Source organism: Streptomyces sp. SID13726, from assembly GCF_010548375.1.
Lineage (GTDB): Bacteria > Actinomycetota > Actinomycetes > Streptomycetales > Streptomycetaceae > Streptomyces.
Map to the genome: position 1 here is coordinate 205,477 of NZ_JAAGLY010000015.1, position 16,306 is coordinate 221,782.

Annotated in this window: 15 protein-coding genes and 2 pseudogenes; 5 read left to right on the forward strand and 12 right to left on the reverse strand. The window is 69.8% G+C overall.

The window, feature by feature from the left end; translation table 11 throughout:
- The first annotated feature begins 326 nt into the window (after positions 1 to 326).
- Complete coding sequence (locus tag G3I78_RS32435; protein ID WP_164431149.1) at positions 327 to 923, forward strand: DinB family protein; 597 nt, start codon at positions 327 to 329, stop codon at positions 921 to 923.
- A gap of 52 nt (positions 924 to 975) precedes the next feature.
- Here the strand turns inward: G3I78_RS32435 and istB are convergent.
- The 7 genes and pseudogenes from istB to G3I78_RS32470 form a co-directional block, all read right to left on the reverse strand.
- Positions 976 to 1,763, reverse strand: a pseudogene (gene istB / locus G3I78_RS32440) (IS21-like element helper ATPase IstB).
- Positions 1,760 to 2,140 carry a hypothetical protein gene (locus G3I78_RS32445; RefSeq protein ID WP_164431151.1) on the reverse strand — a complete coding sequence of 127 codons (381 nt, stop codon included), beginning with the start codon at positions 2,138 to 2,140 and terminating at the stop codon, positions 1,760 to 1,762. Before G3I78_RS32445 ends, istB begins: the two are co-directional and overlap by 4 nt.
- Positions 2,089 to 2,622: a hypothetical protein gene (locus tag G3I78_RS32450; RefSeq protein WP_164431153.1), complete on the reverse strand. Its 534-nt coding sequence runs from the start codon at positions 2,620 to 2,622 to the stop codon at positions 2,089 to 2,091. Before G3I78_RS32450 ends, G3I78_RS32445 begins: the two co-directional genes overlap by 52 nt.
- A gap of 83 nt (positions 2,623 to 2,705) precedes the next feature.
- Positions 2,706 to 4,352 (reverse strand): hypothetical protein, encoded by a 1,647-nt coding sequence (locus G3I78_RS32455; RefSeq protein WP_164431155.1) that lies wholly within the window; start codon positions 4,350 to 4,352, stop codon positions 2,706 to 2,708.
- A gap of 36 nt (positions 4,353 to 4,388) precedes the next feature.
- Positions 4,389 to 4,796, reverse strand: coding sequence for a hypothetical protein (locus tag G3I78_RS32460; RefSeq protein WP_164431157.1), 408 nt, complete (start codon positions 4,794 to 4,796; stop codon positions 4,389 to 4,391).
- Between the two features lie 147 nt (positions 4,797 to 4,943).
- Complete coding sequence (locus G3I78_RS32465; protein WP_164431167.1) at positions 4,944 to 5,465, reverse strand: hypothetical protein; 522 nt, start codon at positions 5,463 to 5,465, stop codon at positions 4,944 to 4,946.
- A 31-nt stretch (positions 5,466 to 5,496) separates the two neighbouring features.
- Positions 5,497 to 6,030 (reverse strand): annotated as a pseudogene (locus G3I78_RS32470) (hypothetical protein); the annotation flags it as partial.
- Between the two features lie 56 nt (positions 6,031 to 6,086).
- Between G3I78_RS32470 and G3I78_RS32475 the strand changes: the two are divergent.
- From G3I78_RS32475 to G3I78_RS32490, 4 genes are read left to right on the forward strand one after another with little or no spacing between them, the layout of a single operon-like run.
- Positions 6,087 to 7,589, forward strand: coding sequence for a site-specific integrase (locus tag G3I78_RS32475; protein WP_239158177.1), 1,503 nt, complete (start codon positions 6,087 to 6,089; stop codon positions 7,587 to 7,589).
- Complete coding sequence (locus G3I78_RS32480; RefSeq protein ID WP_164431171.1) at positions 7,586 to 9,409, forward strand: hypothetical protein; 1,824 nt, start codon at positions 7,586 to 7,588, stop codon at positions 9,407 to 9,409. Before G3I78_RS32475 ends, G3I78_RS32480 begins: the two co-directional genes overlap by 4 nt.
- Positions 9,406 to 11,481, forward strand: coding sequence for a site-specific integrase (locus G3I78_RS32485; RefSeq protein ID WP_164431173.1), 2,076 nt, complete (start codon positions 9,406 to 9,408; stop codon positions 11,479 to 11,481). The genes G3I78_RS32480 and G3I78_RS32485 overlap by 4 nt, the downstream gene beginning before the upstream one ends.
- Positions 11,478 to 11,885, forward strand: a complete 408-nt coding sequence (locus tag G3I78_RS32490) for a hypothetical protein (protein WP_164431175.1) — start codon at positions 11,478 to 11,480, stop codon at positions 11,883 to 11,885. Before G3I78_RS32485 ends, G3I78_RS32490 begins: the two co-directional genes overlap by 4 nt.
- Before the next feature lie 128 nt (positions 11,886 to 12,013).
- Here G3I78_RS32490 and G3I78_RS32495 read toward each other — a convergent pair whose 3' ends face one another.
- The 5 genes from G3I78_RS32495 to G3I78_RS32515 all read right to left on the reverse strand — a co-directional run bounded on the left by G3I78_RS32495 (position 12,014) and on the right by G3I78_RS32515 (position 16,095).
- The gene (locus tag G3I78_RS32495; RefSeq protein ID WP_164431177.1) at positions 12,014 to 12,706 is read right to left on the reverse strand and encodes a TetR/AcrR family transcriptional regulator; all 693 of its coding nucleotides are present in this window, start codon (positions 12,704 to 12,706) and stop codon (positions 12,014 to 12,016) included.
- A 40-nt stretch (positions 12,707 to 12,746) separates the two neighbouring features.
- A complete protein-coding gene (locus tag G3I78_RS32500; protein ID WP_164431179.1) occupies positions 12,747 to 13,508 on the reverse strand; it encodes an SDR family oxidoreductase in 762 nt (253 codons plus the stop codon).
- A 427-nt stretch (positions 13,509 to 13,935) separates the two neighbouring features.
- Positions 13,936 to 15,240 (reverse strand): replication-associated recombination protein A, encoded by a 1,305-nt coding sequence (locus tag G3I78_RS32505; protein WP_164431181.1) that lies wholly within the window; start codon positions 15,238 to 15,240, stop codon positions 13,936 to 13,938.
- 94 nt (positions 15,241 to 15,334) lie between these two features.
- Positions 15,335 to 15,703 carry an MmcQ/YjbR family DNA-binding protein gene (locus G3I78_RS32510; protein WP_164431182.1) on the reverse strand — a complete coding sequence of 123 codons (369 nt, stop codon included), beginning with the start codon at positions 15,701 to 15,703 and terminating at the stop codon, positions 15,335 to 15,337.
- On the reverse strand, positions 15,700 to 16,095 hold the full coding sequence (locus G3I78_RS32515) for an MmcQ/YjbR family DNA-binding protein (protein ID WP_164431184.1): 396 nt from the start codon (positions 16,093 to 16,095) through the stop codon (positions 15,700 to 15,702). The genes G3I78_RS32510 and G3I78_RS32515 overlap by 4 nt, the downstream gene beginning before the upstream one ends.
- Positions 16,096 to 16,306: the final 211 nt, after the last annotated feature.

The window sequence follows — 16,306 nt, forward strand, 5'->3', positions numbered from 1 at the left end:
ATCCCCATTCAGTGCTTGCCTCGTGATGCACGGTATCGACAAGGACCAGCGGCCCGTGGGCGTCCACTGGAAGTGCTGGTGGAAGCTTCCGGCCGGACATCCGACCAGGCTGAGCCCGCCGTGCACTGGTCGGGGAAGAGCCCTGTACTGAAGGGAGGCCGCCGCAGCATGACGCTGCGGCGGCCTCCGAGTGGTGGCTGTGCCACTTTCAACGGGAGTCATTTCGAGGTGACTTGGGGAGTCGTTTCGCACCTGCGGACAAGATCAATGTCAGTGACTTTTGATGTCACTCCCGGCTGTCAGTGCCGGGTGGGAGACTGCCCGGCATGATCGAACCGAATCCGAAAGCGGACCTTCTCCGATACTTGCAAGAGGCGCGTGACGCCCTGGTATGGAAGCTCGATGGCCTCTCGGAGTACGACATCCGCCGTCCGCTGACTCCCACAGGCACGAACCTGTTGGGCCTGGTCAAGCATGTCGCCAACGTGGAGCTGGGATATCTCGGAGACACGTTTGGGCGACCGTTCTTCGACGAGGAGCCGCCGTCCTGGTGGTATACCGAGGAGTCAGAGCTCAACTCGGACATGTGGGCCACTGCAGATGAGTCTCGGGAAGAGATCGTTGGGCTGTATCGCCAGGCGTGGGAGCACTCCAACAGCACGATCGCGACGCTGCCGCTTGACGCGGTCGGTCACGTCCCGTGGTGGCCGGAGGAACGCCGAGAAGTGACGCTGAACCACATCGTGGTGCGCGTGATCTCCGATACTCAGCGGCATGCTGGTCACGCCGATATCGTGCGAGAGCTCATCGACGGATCCGTCGGATATCTGCAAGGCAAGGACGACTTGCCGCCAGGGGATCAGGCGTGGTGGGAGGATTACCGGAGCCGACTGGAGCGTGTGGCGCGGGAAGTCGACGGCTGATCTCGCCGTGCTGCCGACCCCGTTGGCTGCGGGGTCGGCCATGCGGTGCTGTTCATCCGGCTGCGGTCTGCTCGGCCAGGGATTTGGTGTGGGCGAGGCGGTAGGACTCGGTGCCGGTCTGGATGATGGCGCCGTTGAAGGTCAGGCGGTCGACGATGGCCGCGCAGAGCCGGGGGTCAGTGAAGGTCTTCGTCCAGCCACTGAAACTCTCGTTCGAGGCGATGGCGACGCTGTTCTTTTCCTCACGCTCCGTCAGAACCTGAAACAGCAGCTCAGCACCCCTGCGGTCAACTTCCATATAGCCGAGTTCATCGATGCATAAAGTTCGACACGGCCGTAGCGGGCGATCGTCTTCGACAGCATCTTCTCGTCGGCGGCCTCGACCAGTTCGTTGACGAGCTTGGTTGCCAGCACGTGGCGGACGCGGAAGCCGTGCATCGCCGCCTCGGTGCCCAGGGCGGTCAGGAGGTGGGACTTGCCGGTGCCGGAGTCTCCGATCAGGCGGAGCGGCTCGCCCTTCTTGACCCATTCGCAGGTGGCGAGGGTGTTGACGGTGGCCGGGTCGATGCTGGGGTTGGCGTCGAAGTCGAACGCCCGCAGGCTCTTGTCCCCCGGGAAGGAAGCGGCCTTGATCCGGCGTTCGGAGCGTCGGCGGGCCCGGTCGTCGCACTCGGTCATCAGCAGTTCGGCGAGGAAGGCCCGGTATGACATCTGGTCGCGGGCGGCGCCTTCGGCGAGGTCGGCGAACTGCTGTCGGATCGACGGCAGCCTGAGCATGCGGCATGCCTGGTCGATCGAGGCGGTGGCGGCTTCTTCGGTCAGTCCGCGCTTGCGTGTCATGGCCCCTCTTTCTCGCCGGCCGTGCGGCCGTGCCGTTGCAGGAGCTGGTCGTAGTGGGCCACCGACGGAAGCGGCCGGTTGTCGGGCGGGAGGTGGGACAGCCTCCAGTCGGACAGGAAGGTGACCGTGCCGCTGGTCTCCTCCTGCGGCTGGACGGGCCGGGCCGGAGCAGGTTTCACGGGCTCGGTGAAGGTCTCGCCCTCGGCGGCCTTGCGGGCCTCCAGTGCGACCGCGTCCGCGGTCAGGGCGCTGGCCTGGTGGGCGGCTGCGAGTCCGGCGACGACGTGTTCGTGTTCCATGTGGCGGCCCAGCAGCAGCACCTCGATCAGGGCCCGGTGCCGGCCGCCTCGCCATGGGCGGCGCGGGCGGCGGTCCACCAGGCTTCGTGGACTGGGGTGAACTTCCCTGCGGCTTTGGCCTGTTCGAGGGCGGTTGCTCCGGGGAAGGCGCCCGGCTTGCGCAGGAGTGCTTCCAGGCAGTGGTCCAGGACCAGGCGGGATTCGCCCCGGCCGCTGAGCCGTTCGTGGTGGGCGACCACGGTGCGGCCGTCGTAGACGACCAGGTTGTTGGCGTGCAGCAGCATCCGCAGCTGGCAGCCGATGAAGCGGACCGGGACCGAGTAGGAGTTGCAGCGGACGGTGACCTGGCCGAAGCGGTTGACCCGCGGGGTGAACCAGCGTCCGGTCTCGAACACCTCGCGGGGCAGCGGCCGCGGCAGCGGCTGTTCCTGGGCGAAGTGCTCCCCGATGGTGCGGGTCTTCGACCGCAGACGCCGGCCTTCGTCATCCACGTCCCACTGGTCGACCATGGCGTTCAGCTCGGTCAGCGAGGCGACCTCGGGGACGGGGACCAGAGGCACCCCCAGCCGACTCACTGCAACGAAGACGGCACATCTCAGCCCACCGCCGACCACGACAACCACTCGCGCTGGACTCGACCGGTTCAGGACAAGGGCGGCAGTTCTCCGCTGGAGGTGACGTCGCTCTGCGATGACAGCGACTCCTTGATGGCGCGCAGGAAGGACCGCCGCTCCACCAGTTGCGCCCCCCGAGCCTCCGCCAATGGCTCCGGGCGGTACCCGAAGGCTGCGGGGAGAAGCGGCAGGCCCAGCGCTGCGAAGGCCTCGTCGAGGTGGTGCCGTGGGTCAGCGGTGCCGCGCAACGCGGCGGCCAGGGGGCGGTGGTCCGTCTTCCTGTACGCCGCCGACAGCGCGGTCGCCCGCTCCGCCGCTTCCTGTTGTGTCGGCATCTCCGCGGGGTCCTCCCACCACACGTGGGCAGTCACCAGACGGCCGTCGCGGTAGAGCTGGAGCGTGTAGTCGGCTCCCTCCTTGGCCACGACCAGGACCGGCCATTTCTCACCCCGGCTGAACGTGGCAGCCAGACGGGGCAGTTCGCCTTCCCCGAGCAGCGTCGTACGCATGCCCTTGCGCCGGCCCGGCGGGTCGGCCGAAGGTGCCGTCTCGACGAACGTGCCGCCGCCGGGCGCCGGCGCGAGACGCATGGTGGTGCCGGCGATCAGAACAGCCTCGCGAACCTCACGCAGTGGCGCACTGGCGTGCGCGACGGCCGGAGCAGCGGCAGGAGACGTCGTGGCGGTTGACTGGTCCGTGGGCCCCGCCGGACCGTCCGTGGCCGGCGAGGGCACGGAACCGCCGAAGTACGGTGTCCGCCGGGCGACATGGGCGCGCACTCCCTGCCGCATCAGCAGGAACGTCTCCCGGGGATCGCCCATGTAGGCCCACGGGAACGTGCACGCGTCGGTAGCGATGAGCCGGAAGACCTCCAGTGCCTCGGCCTCACGGCCGGAGCGGATCAGCGCGAGCGCGAGGTGATTGCGGAAGCCCGCCGCCCGCCGGTCACCCGGCTCGAAGCTCGCCGACAGCTCCAGTCCCGCCTCGACGAGCCCCTCGATCCGGGACCAGGCCACCGGCCCCTTCCCGATCCCTGCCTCGTGCTCCAGCGCGTACTCGGTGACCGCGTGCAGTGGCAAACCTCGCAGCGGTGACCCCTCAGGAGCCGCGGCGGCGGCCGACTCGGCGAACGCAAACATCTCCGCGTGCGAGCCATACCACTTCTGCGCCAGGTACTGCACCGCGCGGGCGTGCAGTCCCACGTGATGCGGATCCGCCGCGCGGCCCCGAGCCAGGTACTCGTCGTACACGTCGCGCGGAGCGCCGAGTCCCATAGCGTGAGCGATGAGCACCCGCCAGGGAACGGGATCTCCGGGGTTGAGGTCGGCGGCCGTACGCAGGACCGGTATCGCGTCGCGCAGGACCGTGTGGAACGCCTGGAACTGCTCCTGCGACACATGCCGGGCTCGCGCGGCGGTACGGATCTCCCAGGCGCGGTCGATCTCCAACTCGGCGGCGACCAAGGCGACATCGGGGTCATCGGACCGCACGCGCCGCCACTCGTCGAACCATCCGGTGTGGTGCAGAGCGAGTTCGGCGAGACCCGCACTGTACTGGCCTCGTCGCTCCCAGTCTCGGTCGACGCGCGTCTGCGCCAGCAACTCCGCCGCCGGCTCCCAAGCTCCCGACCGCGCCGCGGACAGGACGCCCCGCAGACCGGCATCCGGTGCGTCCACTCAGAGTTTCCGGCCTCCGCTCGACACCGTCACGGGTCAGCGCAGCCCGACCACGGTGACGACTGCGTGGCGGGTGGTGCCCGCCACGACCTCCACCACCAGGTCGTCGACGGCGGGCGTGTAGGAGTCGCCGGCCGTCGTGAACGCCCGCCCGGCCTGGGGGACCAGGCGCGGGCCGACGACGGAGGCGAGCGTCGTGGTCAGCCTCTGCGAGAGCGTGACGTGTCCGTCGGGCAGCCGTACGGCGAGCGCCTTCGGATGCCGGGCCGTGCCGGTGAAGCCGACCACGGCGACGTCGACCGTGTCCGCGTGCCTCACCTTCGACCACACCCGGCCCGCCTTGTAGGACGACCGCAGCGGCTTCGCCACGATCCCCTCCATGTCCGTCCCCTCGAGCGCCGCGTACCAGAGCAGTGCCTCGTCCCGGTCGGTGGTCGACCACACCGGCTTGGCTTTGTCAACGAGTTTCGACAGCAGTTATTCACCGTCTCGGGAGGCAGCCCGATCGGGCCGGAGGCCATGTTCATGAGAATGGGAGGCACCAGGTGGTCCGGCCTCCTTGGGGTCGCTGCGCTCTGTCCATGCCCCCAGTCAGGGCCCTTCCGTCAACCGTTGGATCGTCCTCCAGCGCGGGGCGTCGTCATCAGGGACGTCCGGAGACGCGAAGTGGAAAGGCACGCGAAGGTGGCCGGCCAGCGCCTGTCCGGCCTCGGCGGCGGCAACACCAGGAGGAGGGCCGCCAGATCGGTGGTAGACGGTCGCCAGGTGGCCCTCCCCCTCTGGGGCGTCCAGGACCGCGACCAGGAGCACGAACCAGTCGTGCACTGTATCGCCGTCCCAGAGCGCCTCCACCGCCGCCACACGGCCTGGGAGAGCCGCGGCGCGGGCTGCGAGCGAGGGGAGGTCTAGCGGATCAGGCGGCGTGCGCTGCACACGGTCGCCCAGAGCCTCGTATCGTGCGTGGACTACCCGCTCGGCTTCGTGTAGGCCTACCCCCAGCGGGCGCAGCGCCTCCCAGACAGACCTGACCGCCGACAGCCGGCGGTCGCGCAGCACGTCGGCATCGACCTCTCGGCAGGTCCGTTCCTCCAAGTAGGCCCACCAGCCGCTCACTGGGCCACCAGCTGGGATCTCAGGGTGCGCATCATGGGTTTGAACGTACGTCAGGGCTCGGTGCCCGACCCGGCCGCCCCCTTGGTGGCGCTGTCGAATCTCGTGAACATCCTCCCCGGTCTCTCGGGCTTCCCGCCTCCCAAATCGGTGTCGAAGTGCTGTCCGATCTCGTGGATAAAGCCACCGGCTCGATCGGCGGGCCGACGTCGGCGAGCACGTCCAGGAGGACCTGGCGCCGTTCCGAGTACGGATGCGGCCGCAGATCAGGGAAGCCCGCAGCAGGATGGGCGAGGACGTCGAACGCGACGTACGTCGCGGGGTGTTGGTCGGCGAGCTCCCTCGCGCGGCGGGGGCTGGAGAGCGCGCGGGACTGCGCCGCGGCGAAGCTGATGTGCGCGGTGCCGCCGGCGTCGGCGATGTACACCACGGCCTCGCCGTCCAGGATCACGCCGGGCGGCAGGTGCATGGCGGCCACGGCCAGGTCCATCCAGAGCGCGGTGACATCGCGGCCGGTCCTCGACTGGAGCCGGACGCCGTCCTCGGTCCGCCACAGCACGGTCCGGTGGCCGTCGACCTTCTGTTATGCGCTGTTGAGCTGTCCACGGACTATCGTCCAACGTCATGTCGATCATGGGTTGGCGGGTGCACTTCACCCGCAGGGACCCGGCGTGGCCGCGCGAAGCGACGCCGTTCATATGGGAGTTCAGGGATCTGTTCTCCGGTCTCGATCAGCGGTTGGACGAGCTGGGTGTGCCCGAGGGGCAGCCGTTCCTGATCAGTCCGGCGGGTCAGTACGACGTGGCGTTGAACCGCTACTTCTCGGTGTGGTTGGCGTCGTCTCCGTGGAACACTCAGGCCGCCCATGCCCGGGACCTGCGCACGTACTTCGACTTTCTGTGGTTCGGGCGAGGCCGACGCGACTGGCGTGATGCGTCCATGGACGACCGGGCGGCGTATGAGTGGTGGCGTCGTCGGGACGAGCACGGGCCTCGGGTGGAGGACTCCAGCTGGGACCGGGAGGTCTCTACGGTCAACCAGTTCTATCTGTGGGCGATCGAGCAGGACCTTGTGCGGGCCAATCCCATCCGTCAGCGTGCCGCTGCGGCGTGGTCGCCCTGGGCGCGAGGTTCCGGCGGCGGCACGGTGCGGCAGGTGCCGGCCGAAGCGTCGCACACGGGTCCGCGGCGTGAGGTGAAGTGGCTGCCGCCGTTGTCGTACCGGCTGTGGCGCAATGTCGGGCTGTGCGGGTTTGACGCGACGGAGATGCCGAGGCGGGCGTTTCGCGGACGGTGGGCGGCGCGGAATACGGCGTACGCCGACTCGATGATCCGTACGGGGCTGCGGCTGTGTGAGCACTCGGCGCTGACGGTGTTCGAGCTGCCGGAGCTGCCGCCGCCCGGGGCTGGGATCGTCAACGCGCGGGCGATGCTGCCGCACGTGATCTCCAAGGGGCGCTCGGGGCGGGCGGTGTACTGGCCGGTCTCGGTGCTGCGGGACGTACGCGATTACATGGAGTGGGACCGGACCGAGATGCTCGACTACGGCCGCGCCCGCGGCTTCTACACCCCGACGCGCCGGTCGCTGCTGGTGGAGGACCCGGCTGTACCCCGAGTGCGGATGGGCGGCCGGTGGGTGCCGGTGGCCCGCCTGGACGCGGCCGAGCGGCGTCGGCTGCTGGTGGCCACAGGGGATGGCGGGTGGGCGCCGGCGATGGTGTGGCTGAACCAGTGGGGGCTGCCGATGACGGTGTCCGGGTGGAAGCAGGTCTTCGCCGACGCCAACAACCGGTGCCGTGCGCAGGACGTTGGCGTGGCGGCGACTCCGCACATGCTGCGGCACTCGTACGCGGTGACCACGCTGGAGCTGCTGTGGCGGGGGCATCTGCAGGCGCTGGGCGAGATGAACGAGCAGCAGCGGCTGACGTATCAGCGGGTGTTCGGTGATCCGCTGAACTGGGTGCGGATCAGGCTCGGTCACCGGTCGGCGACGACGACGGCGGTTTACCTGCACACCTTGCAGGAGCTGGAGATGCGCACGCGGCTGGAGCTGGTACCGGAGGGGGCGTGGGAGCCGGCGGGCTTCAGCGAGGAGGGCTGGCTGGAGCGGTCGGCGGTGGCCGCGTGAGCGAGGGCGTGGCGCGGGCGGGCCGCGGGCGTACGGCAGTGGTGCCGGACGGTTTCTATGAGCCTCCTCCCGCGGTGGAGTTCCCCGAGGACGGCGGGTCGCCGGTGGTGCGCTTCATGGGTGAGGACGGCCGCGAGTGCGTGTTCCGGTTCGCAGAGCTGCCGCTGGCGGGGATGCACCGGGACTTCGCCCACGCGCTCGGGGTGCGGATCGGGCCCGGCGGCGGGCGCCGCACGCAGCGGGCGGCGAGCGGGCAGTGGCAGACGGTCAAGCGGTTTCTCCTGCTCCTGGACAGGCTTCCGGTGCCGCCGCAGCGGGTGGAGGAACTGCGGGTGCGCCACTTGGAGCGGTACCTGATGTCGCGGCGGGAGACGTGTCTGGAGACGTCGGCCCGCCGGTCTCTGCAGGATCTGCTGCGGATCGTGAGGGTCCTTCCGGGCCAGGACCGGCTGGATGGCGCTGTGGTGGACTACGCCGGGCAGCCTGGGCACGGGGTGGATGCCCAGCAGGCAGTGCGCCCGGGCTACTCGGATCGCGAGTTCCAGGCCGTGATGACCGCGGCTCGCTCGGACGTGGCGGCCATCCGTGACCGGATCGCGGCGGGCGAGAACCTGCTGCGGCGCTTCCTCGACAACCCCGAGGCTCTGCTGGCCGCCGAGCGGGAGCAGGGGGCGCGGCTGGAGGCGATGGCGCGGACAGGCCGGATCCAGGTCGATTACCGGGGGCTGGCGGTGGGCGAGTACCCGGCGGCCTGCTACGCGCAGGCGCGGCAGTTGTTCGTGGTCGACCAGGACCTGGCTCCTCTGTTGGTCTACGCGGCCGGGCTGAGCGGCCGTAACCCGGAGACGCTGAAGGAGCTGCCCGCCGAACACCGGCTGCTGGAGGAGCGGGCGGTGGCGGTGACGCTGGTCAAACGCCGCCGGGGCAAGGCCAACTCCCGTACGACTGTGCACTGGAGCGTGGACCCGGACCCGGACCGGCAGTTGAGGGCGATGGGCAGTTTCTATCTGCTGCTGCACCGGATGATGGCCCGCAGCCGGGCGTTCTCCGGTACATCCTCGGTGTGGTCGATCTGGGCGGGCAATGGCCGTGGTGGTGTCCGCCATGCCTCAACCGGCGGGCACCTCGGTCCGTTCGACGCCGAGTTGGCGCGCAAGCTGAAGCTCGGGCAGTGGGCCGAGCGTCACGGCCTGGTCGGCGACGATGGGGCACCGCTGCAGATGATGCTGACCCGGATGAAGAAGACGGCCGAGACGCGGACGGCCAAGCAGGTGGGCGGGCACCTGCCGTCCGCGCGGCTGACCAACACGGCCGAGACGTCGTTCGCCTACTACCTGCGCGGGGATCCGTTCGTCACCGAGTGGGCTGCCGATGTGCTGACCGAGGCGATCAACGATGCCGAGCGGCACGCCCGTGCCGTCGTCGTGCGCCTGGGCGGCGCGGATGCGGACGCCGTCTCGCAGCGGTCGCTCGGCCAGGCGGAGGCGGGCGAGCTGGACACGCTCGCCGCCTCGTGCCTGGACATCGAGGACAGCCCGTCCGGCGGCCGGTGCCGCCAGTCGTTTTTGGCCTGCTTCGCCTGTCCCAACGCCCTGGTCCTGGAGCGGCACTTGCCCGCCTTGCTCGCGCTGGCCGACGTGTTACGAGAGGACCTTGAGCAGCGGGACGTCGATCAGTGGGCGGCCCGGCACGGGGCGACCTGGACGGTCCTGACCCGCGACATCCTGCCCCGGTTCAGCCCTGCCCAGCGCGCCGCCGCGGCCCGTACCCGCCCGGTTCTCCCGCTGGACCTGCTCGACGGCCCGAAGGAGCTTTCGTGACCAGTCCTGTCGAGGTCGCTCCACGGTCCGGGGCGGTGCCCGCCCGGGCGCTCGTGCTGGCTGCACGACCGTTGCGCGCCGAATTCCGGCTGGAGGAGACGTCCCGGTTCGCCGACGACGCCTGGTGGCTGACGCCGGCGTGGCTGCGGGCCGACCGCAAGTCGCTCAAGCTGGACTTCAGCACGGTTCCGCCGCCGTTCGTGACCACGGCCAAGAGCCTGTTCTACGCCTTGCTCGCCCAGGACACCCCGCCCGGCGAACTGCCGCTCACCATTCCCAGCATCCGCACCTACTTCAGCTGCGTACGCCGCTTCCTCACCTGGGTCCACGACCGCGGACTCGCCCTCGCCCAGGTGAGCGGAGAGGACCTCGACATCTTCCACCGCGAGCTCGCCGAGCAGCGGTTGTCCCTCGCCTCCACCTACCGCTACCGCCGTGCGATTCGGATGCTGTGGGCCTACCGCAGCCGGGTCCCCGATGCCCTGGCGAGCGACCCGCTGCGGCGCTCGGCCTGGCAGGCGTGGGCGCGCGCGAACCCGCGGCGGTTCGGCGAGAACCTCACCGAGCGTATCCCCGAGCAGATCCTGGGCCCCCTGCTCACGTGGGCGCTGCGCTGGGTCGATGACTTCGCCGAGGATGTCCTCGCCGCTCGTGACGAGCGCGCCGCCCTCGATGCGCGTGTGCCGGCTGGCCCCGACGCGCTGTCGGCCCTGGCCGTGCTGCTGGACGGATACCGTCGCCGGGGCCAGCCCCTGCCAGCTCTTCCCGTCGGCAAGCGGCGCCGAGGGCCGCAGCTGGCGCCGTGCCTGAGCCACCTGGCCCGGTTGCTGGGCCATGACCGCGACCGGCTGGAGCGGCTCGACGCCGAGCGGCTGATCGCCGAAGCCGCGCAAGAGGTCGGCGTCGACTCCGACTGCCCCCTCACCCACCGCGTCCAAGGACAGCTGGACGGCCGCCCGTGGCTGGCGGCGATCTCGTACTACGACGTGCCGCGGTACGAGCGGCTGCTCCAGGGGGCCTGCTGGATCGTGATCGCCTACCTCTCCGGGATGCGCGACTCCGAAGCCAAACACCTCCAGCGCGGCTGCCTGAGCGTCCAACGCGACTCCGCCGGCCGCGTCTACCGCCACCGCCTGCACAGCCTCGCCTTCAAGGGCGAGAACGCCCACGGCGCGCAGGCCACCTGGATCGTCACCGCCCCGGTCGCCCGGGCCGTCGCCGTCCTCGAACGCTTCCAGCCGGCCGAACAGCCCTACCTGTTCGCCCCGCCGCTGACCTCCCGCAGCTACCGCCAACGCCGCAGCCCTTTCGGGGTGCTGGACAGCAACGCCACCAACACGGACATCACCGACCTGATCAAGTGGATCAACGCCTACTGCACCGCGCACCAGCGCGCGGACGGCATCCCGCCGGAGCGCGGGCGGGTTCCGCACCTGACCACGCGGCGCTTTCGGCGAACCCTGGCCTGGTTCATCGCCCGCCGCCCTGGTGGCACCATCGCCGGCGCTCTGCAGTACCGCCATCAGGGGATTCAGATGTTCGAGGGCTACGCCGGCACCAGCGACTCCGGGTTCCGCGACGAGGTCGAAGCCGAAGAGGCCCTCGCCCGGGGCCAGTTCCTCGCCGGGATGGGTGCCGCCGACCGTCCGGCGTTGGCCGGACCGGCCGGAGCCGAGGCCGAAGCCCGGCTCACCGAGTTCGCCCGCCACACCGTCTTCGACGGCCAAGTCGTCACCGACGAAGCCCGCCTGCGCCGCATCGTGGCACGCCACGACCCGCACCTGTACCCGGGGACCTTCGTCACCTGCGTCTACAACCCCGACCGCGCTCTGTGCCGCGCCCCCGCCGACCCCGGCTACCAACCGGTCCTCGCCGACTGCCAGCCCCTGGCCTGCCGCAACACCGCCCTCACCCCCGCCAACCAGCAGGCTCTGGTCGGTCACCTCACCCAGCTGGAGGACGCCCTGGATGACGGCGCCTGCCTGGCCCCCTACATCCGACACCGTCTTCAGGAACAGCACCGTGCCACGGCTGCGTTCCTGGCCCGCCACGATCCGGAGCCCGCAGCGTGAATCGAGCCCTGCCCGACGTCGACACCGTCAAGGCCGCCATCGACACCGTCCTTGACGAGGCGTTCGACAGCGGACGCAGACCGACCGTCACCGCTATCGAGCGCCGCCTTGGCATCCCCCACGCCACATTTCACCGCCACTACGCCGACCTGATCGACACCCATTTCCGGCCCCGGATCCCCGCGGCCCGCAGCCAGACGCGCACGGACCGGCCGAAGACCGACGGGCCCAACGAGGAGAACCTGCGCCGGCTACGGCAGGAGAACACCGACCTACGCCGGACCCTCGCCCTCTACGAGGAGGCCATCCGCCAACTCACCCTCGAAAACCACGCCATGCGCGGCGGCGCCGCCGTCATTCCCCTGCCCGCCCGCAGCCGCACCTCCGCACCATCACAGTCCTGACCTGGTCCCCGTCCGGGTCCGCCCAGCGCGCGAGGACCGGCGCCACGCGGCGATGTGACTCAGGTGCGGGCCGCCACCCTGCGTCCGACGTCTTTGCGGTCAGCTGGCAGCATCCGCTGCGTCCGAGTTCAAGATCCGGTGCGGTAGCGGGTGAGCATGAGGGCGACGGCTTCGTCGACGATGCCGGTGTCGGTCGGGTCGGGCGGGACAAAGTCGTTCCGTACGAGTTGGGGCCACAGGAGCTGGCTGCAGATCATGCCGAGGAACTGTTCGGCGACCGCGGACGCCGGGTGCGGCTGTCCTTCGGCCGAACGGAAGTCGAGGGTGCCGGCCTGGGCCTCGGCGTCCAGGTAGTCACGGAGCCGGTCGAAGAAGGGGCCGCGGTCGATGGCGAAGCCGGTGCCGACGATGTCGGCGAGTTCCGGCATCTGGGGAAGCTCGGTGATGATGAGGCGGCACAGCGCCGCCGTGCCCGGCCGCGCGACCAGGCAGGCGTAGTCGCGGCCAATGTGGTCCAGACCGTACCGGGGGTCACCGGGCGGCGGCGCTTCGGCGTACTCCACGTCCAGCTGCCACTGTTCGGAGGTGACGGCCGCGAACAGCGCGGCCTTGGAGGGGTAGCGCTTGAAGAGGGTGCCGGTGGAGACGCCGGCCTCTTTGGCGATCTGGGCGAGAGAGGTCTTGTCGTATCCCCGGGCGAGGAAGAGGTCGCGAGCAGCGCGGATGATGCGCGCGAGGTTCTCCGCTTTGATCTGCGCGTGATACCCGGCCTGGCGCGCATCGCCACCGCATTCCGCTCGGTCACGGTCCGCCACCGACATACCCACGCCCCTCGCCCGACTCCCGGCCGCATCCTCGCTCTCAGAGGACGGTCTGGCCGCCGTCCAGGATAAGGTCCTGGCCCACGGCGAAGGCGGAGACGTCGGAGGCCAGGTACACCACGGCTTCGGCGACTTCCTCCGGCATGCCCATGCGGCCCAGCGGAATACCGGCGCTGATCCCCTCCACAACCGCCACCTGCACCGCCGGGTCCTCGATCCCGAGCTTGGCGGCGGAGTACAGCGGGGTGTTCACCGGGCCGGGGCTGACCGCGTTGAACCGGATGCCGTGCGAGGTGAGCAGGTCCGCGTTCCACGACCGCATCAGGGAGGAGACGGCCGCCTTCGTCGCGGCGTAGGCGTTCGAAAGCCCGTAGCCGCCGTGCGCGCTGTTGGACGCGTTGAGGATGACCGAGGACGGGTTGGCCAGCACGGGCACCAGGGCCTGGGTGAGGAAGAAGACGCTCTTGACGTTGATGTCGAAGAGCCGGTCGAAGCTGTCCTCGGTGTGGTCCTCGAACGGCCGCCAGTCCGAGACTCCGGCGTTCAGGAACGCCACATCCAGCTCCCCGAAGTGCTCACGCACCTGCTTGGCCAGGCCGCGCTGCGCATCGAGATCGCGTGCGTCGGCCTGCACGACGGGCACCTTGTCCCCGAGAATCTGCCGCGCCCTGTCGATGCTGGCCGGGGTGACGCCGGTGACCAGCACATCGGCGCCCTCCGCGAGGAAACGCTGCGCGGTCTCCAGACCGATCCCGCTGGTGCCGCCGGTGATGAGGGCGCGCTTGCCCGCAAGACGATTCATGGTGATTGTTCCTTGCCGAGTCGTTAGGTAAGTCGATGGACTCACCATTGGAAGATAGCCTCCGCGCCATCCATGAGGCAAGTCAATCCACTTACCATCGGCGCCTGGAGCGGTTCGGTTAAGGACGCATCGCGTGGGAGTAGGCGGCCGACATCGGTGCGGAGACCATGTCGCTGCCGTCCGCGTCCACCTGGGGCAAGGAGTGCCCTGGGACCGGTTCCCGCTCGGAGAGCTCGTCGGCCAGCTGCCGTCGGACCACTAGGGGTCTCTTCCGGCAGGGTCGGAAAAACAGCACCCAGCGCCCTCCTCGACGGGCGCGAGCTCCGGGTCCAACGGCGGCCGGGTGGTCAGGGCACCGAAGAGTCTGCTGCTGTCCGGCCTGCCATCTGTTTTCTCCTTCGGAAAGGATGTCGCGGGCGTCGGCCGGTCAGCCGCGTTGCCGGCGGGCGCGCAGATCGGCCCAGCGGCGTAGTCGCTCGGTGATCTGGGCTTCGTGGCCGTTGCGGGTGGGCTGGTAGTACGTCTGGCGATGCATGTCGTCGGGGAAGTAGTCGTCACCGGAGAAGCCGTCGGTTGTGTCCGGGTCGTACTGGTAGTCCTTGCCATAGCCGAGGTCTTTCATCAGCCGGGTCGGGGCGTTGAGGATGTGGGCGGGTGGCATGAGTGAGCCGGTGTGCCGGGCTGATCGGTGTGCGGCGTTGAAGCCGCGGTAGACGGCGATGGACTTGGGGGCGGTGGCGAGGTAGACGACGGCCTGGGCGATCGCCAACTCGCCCTCGGGGGAGCCGAGTCGCTCGTACACGTCCCAGGCGGCGAGGGCCTGCTGGACGGCGTGCGGGTCGGCCATGCCGATGTCCTCGTTCGCGAAGCGGACCAGGCGGCGGGCCACGAACAGCGGGTCCTCGCCGCCGTCGAGCATGCGGGCGAGCCAGTACAGGGCCGCGTCCGGATCGGAGCCGCGCATCGACTTGTGCAGCGCGGAGATCAGGTTGTAGTGGCCCTCCTGCGCCTTGTCGTACAGCGGGGCGCGCTGCTGGATGTGGCGGGCGAGCCCGGCGGTGTCCAGGGGTGTCTCGGTGTCCGGGAGGGCCTGGAGCTGTTCGGCCATGTTGAGGAGGTAGCGGCCGTCGCCGTCGGCCATGGCGATCAGGGCGCGGCGGGCGTCGTCGTCCAGGGGCAGATGGTGGCCGGTGAGCTGCTCGGCGCGGTCGAGGAGCGTGGACAGGGCGGCTTCGTCGAGGCGTTTGAGGACGAGGACCTGGGTGCGGGAGAGGAGGGCGCCGTTGAGTTCGAAGCTCGGGTTCTCCGTGGTGGCGCCGATCAGGGTGACGGTGCCGTCCTCGACGTAGGGCAGGAAGCTGTCCTGCTGGGCGCGGTTGAAGCGGTGGATCTCGTCGACGAACAGCAGGGTGCCCTGGCCGATGCCGCGTCGGCTGCGGGCGGTGGCGAAGACCTTGCGCAGATCGGCCACGCCGGAGAAGGTGGCCGACACCGGCTCGAAGGCCAGGTTGCCGGCGTCCGCGAGGAGCCGGGCAATGGTGGTCTTGCCGACGCCGGGCGGGCCCCACAGAATGGCGGAGCTGAGGCGCTGCTGGGCGACCATGCGGCCCAGCGGGGCGTCCGGGGCCAGGAGGTGATCCTGCCCGACGACATCTTTCAGCTGGGTGGGGCGCAGGCGGTCGGCGAGCGGCCGGGAGGGCTCCTCGTCGAAGAGCGGCAGGGTCGGTTCCATCGGTCTCTCGGGTCGCAGGCGGACGTGTGCGGACGCGGCCAGCCGTGCACGGGGCAGCGTCGGCTCAGCCGTTCGTGGGGAAGTTCGCGGCGTATCACCGAGCAGTGGGGCGGTCGCGTCGCGGCAGGCGCTCGGCGGCCAGGTCGTAGGAATCCTCGACCACGTCGGTGACCAGCCGCTCGGTGATGCCGGTACCGGGACCGAGGGAGATCCAATGGCGTTTGTCGAGGTAGCGGCCCGGTGTGATCGATGCGTGCTTGTGCATGTACGTGCGGGCGTGTTCGGGTTCGCACTTGACCGTGATGATCTGTTCGTCCGGGTCGTTGGTGACGATCAGGAACACCTTGCCCACGACCTTGTACACGTCGAGCCCTGGGGTGAAGGGGTAGCCGTGGCTGACGTCGGGGAGGGCCAGGGCCACCTGTCGGGCGGTGTCCTGGAGCCGGTCACCGGCCGCGCTCACCTGGCCGCCCGCGTGCCGGTGCCGTAGGTGTGCGGGTCGACAGGCCGCTCGGCCTTGGGCAAGTGAGCGACGACGAGCCGGTAGGAGTCGGTGACGAGCTCCCTGACGAGCTCCTCGTCGACGCCTTCTCCGCTCTCCAGCGTGATCCAGTGCTTCTTGTTCATGTGGTAGCCGGGGGTGATGTGGCTGTACTGCTCCCGCAGGGCGTGGGCCTCGCCGGGGTCCGCCTTGAGGATCACGACGGGCTGCCCCGGGACTTCGGTCATCAGCATGAACACCTTGCCGCGTACCTTGAAGACCTCCCAGTCGGGGCCGAAGGGATGCTCCAGCTGGGATCCGGGGAGTTCCTCCGCGCAGTCGGCGGCGGTCTTGTGCAGGGCCGATCCGTTCATGAGTGGTGTGCCTCCTGAGGTGGTGACGGGCTATGGCATCGAAGGAAGCGGAGGGCGCGCCGCGCGGGCGCGGGGGCACGTCCCATCCTTACGTCGAAACCAACGAAGAGGGCGGTAGGCTGCGGACACGTGATGGTCGATGAGCGACACTCCGGGCCGAGTTGGCAGGCCGGACCAGCCGCGGTTCCGCTGTACGGTTTCCAGCCCCCGG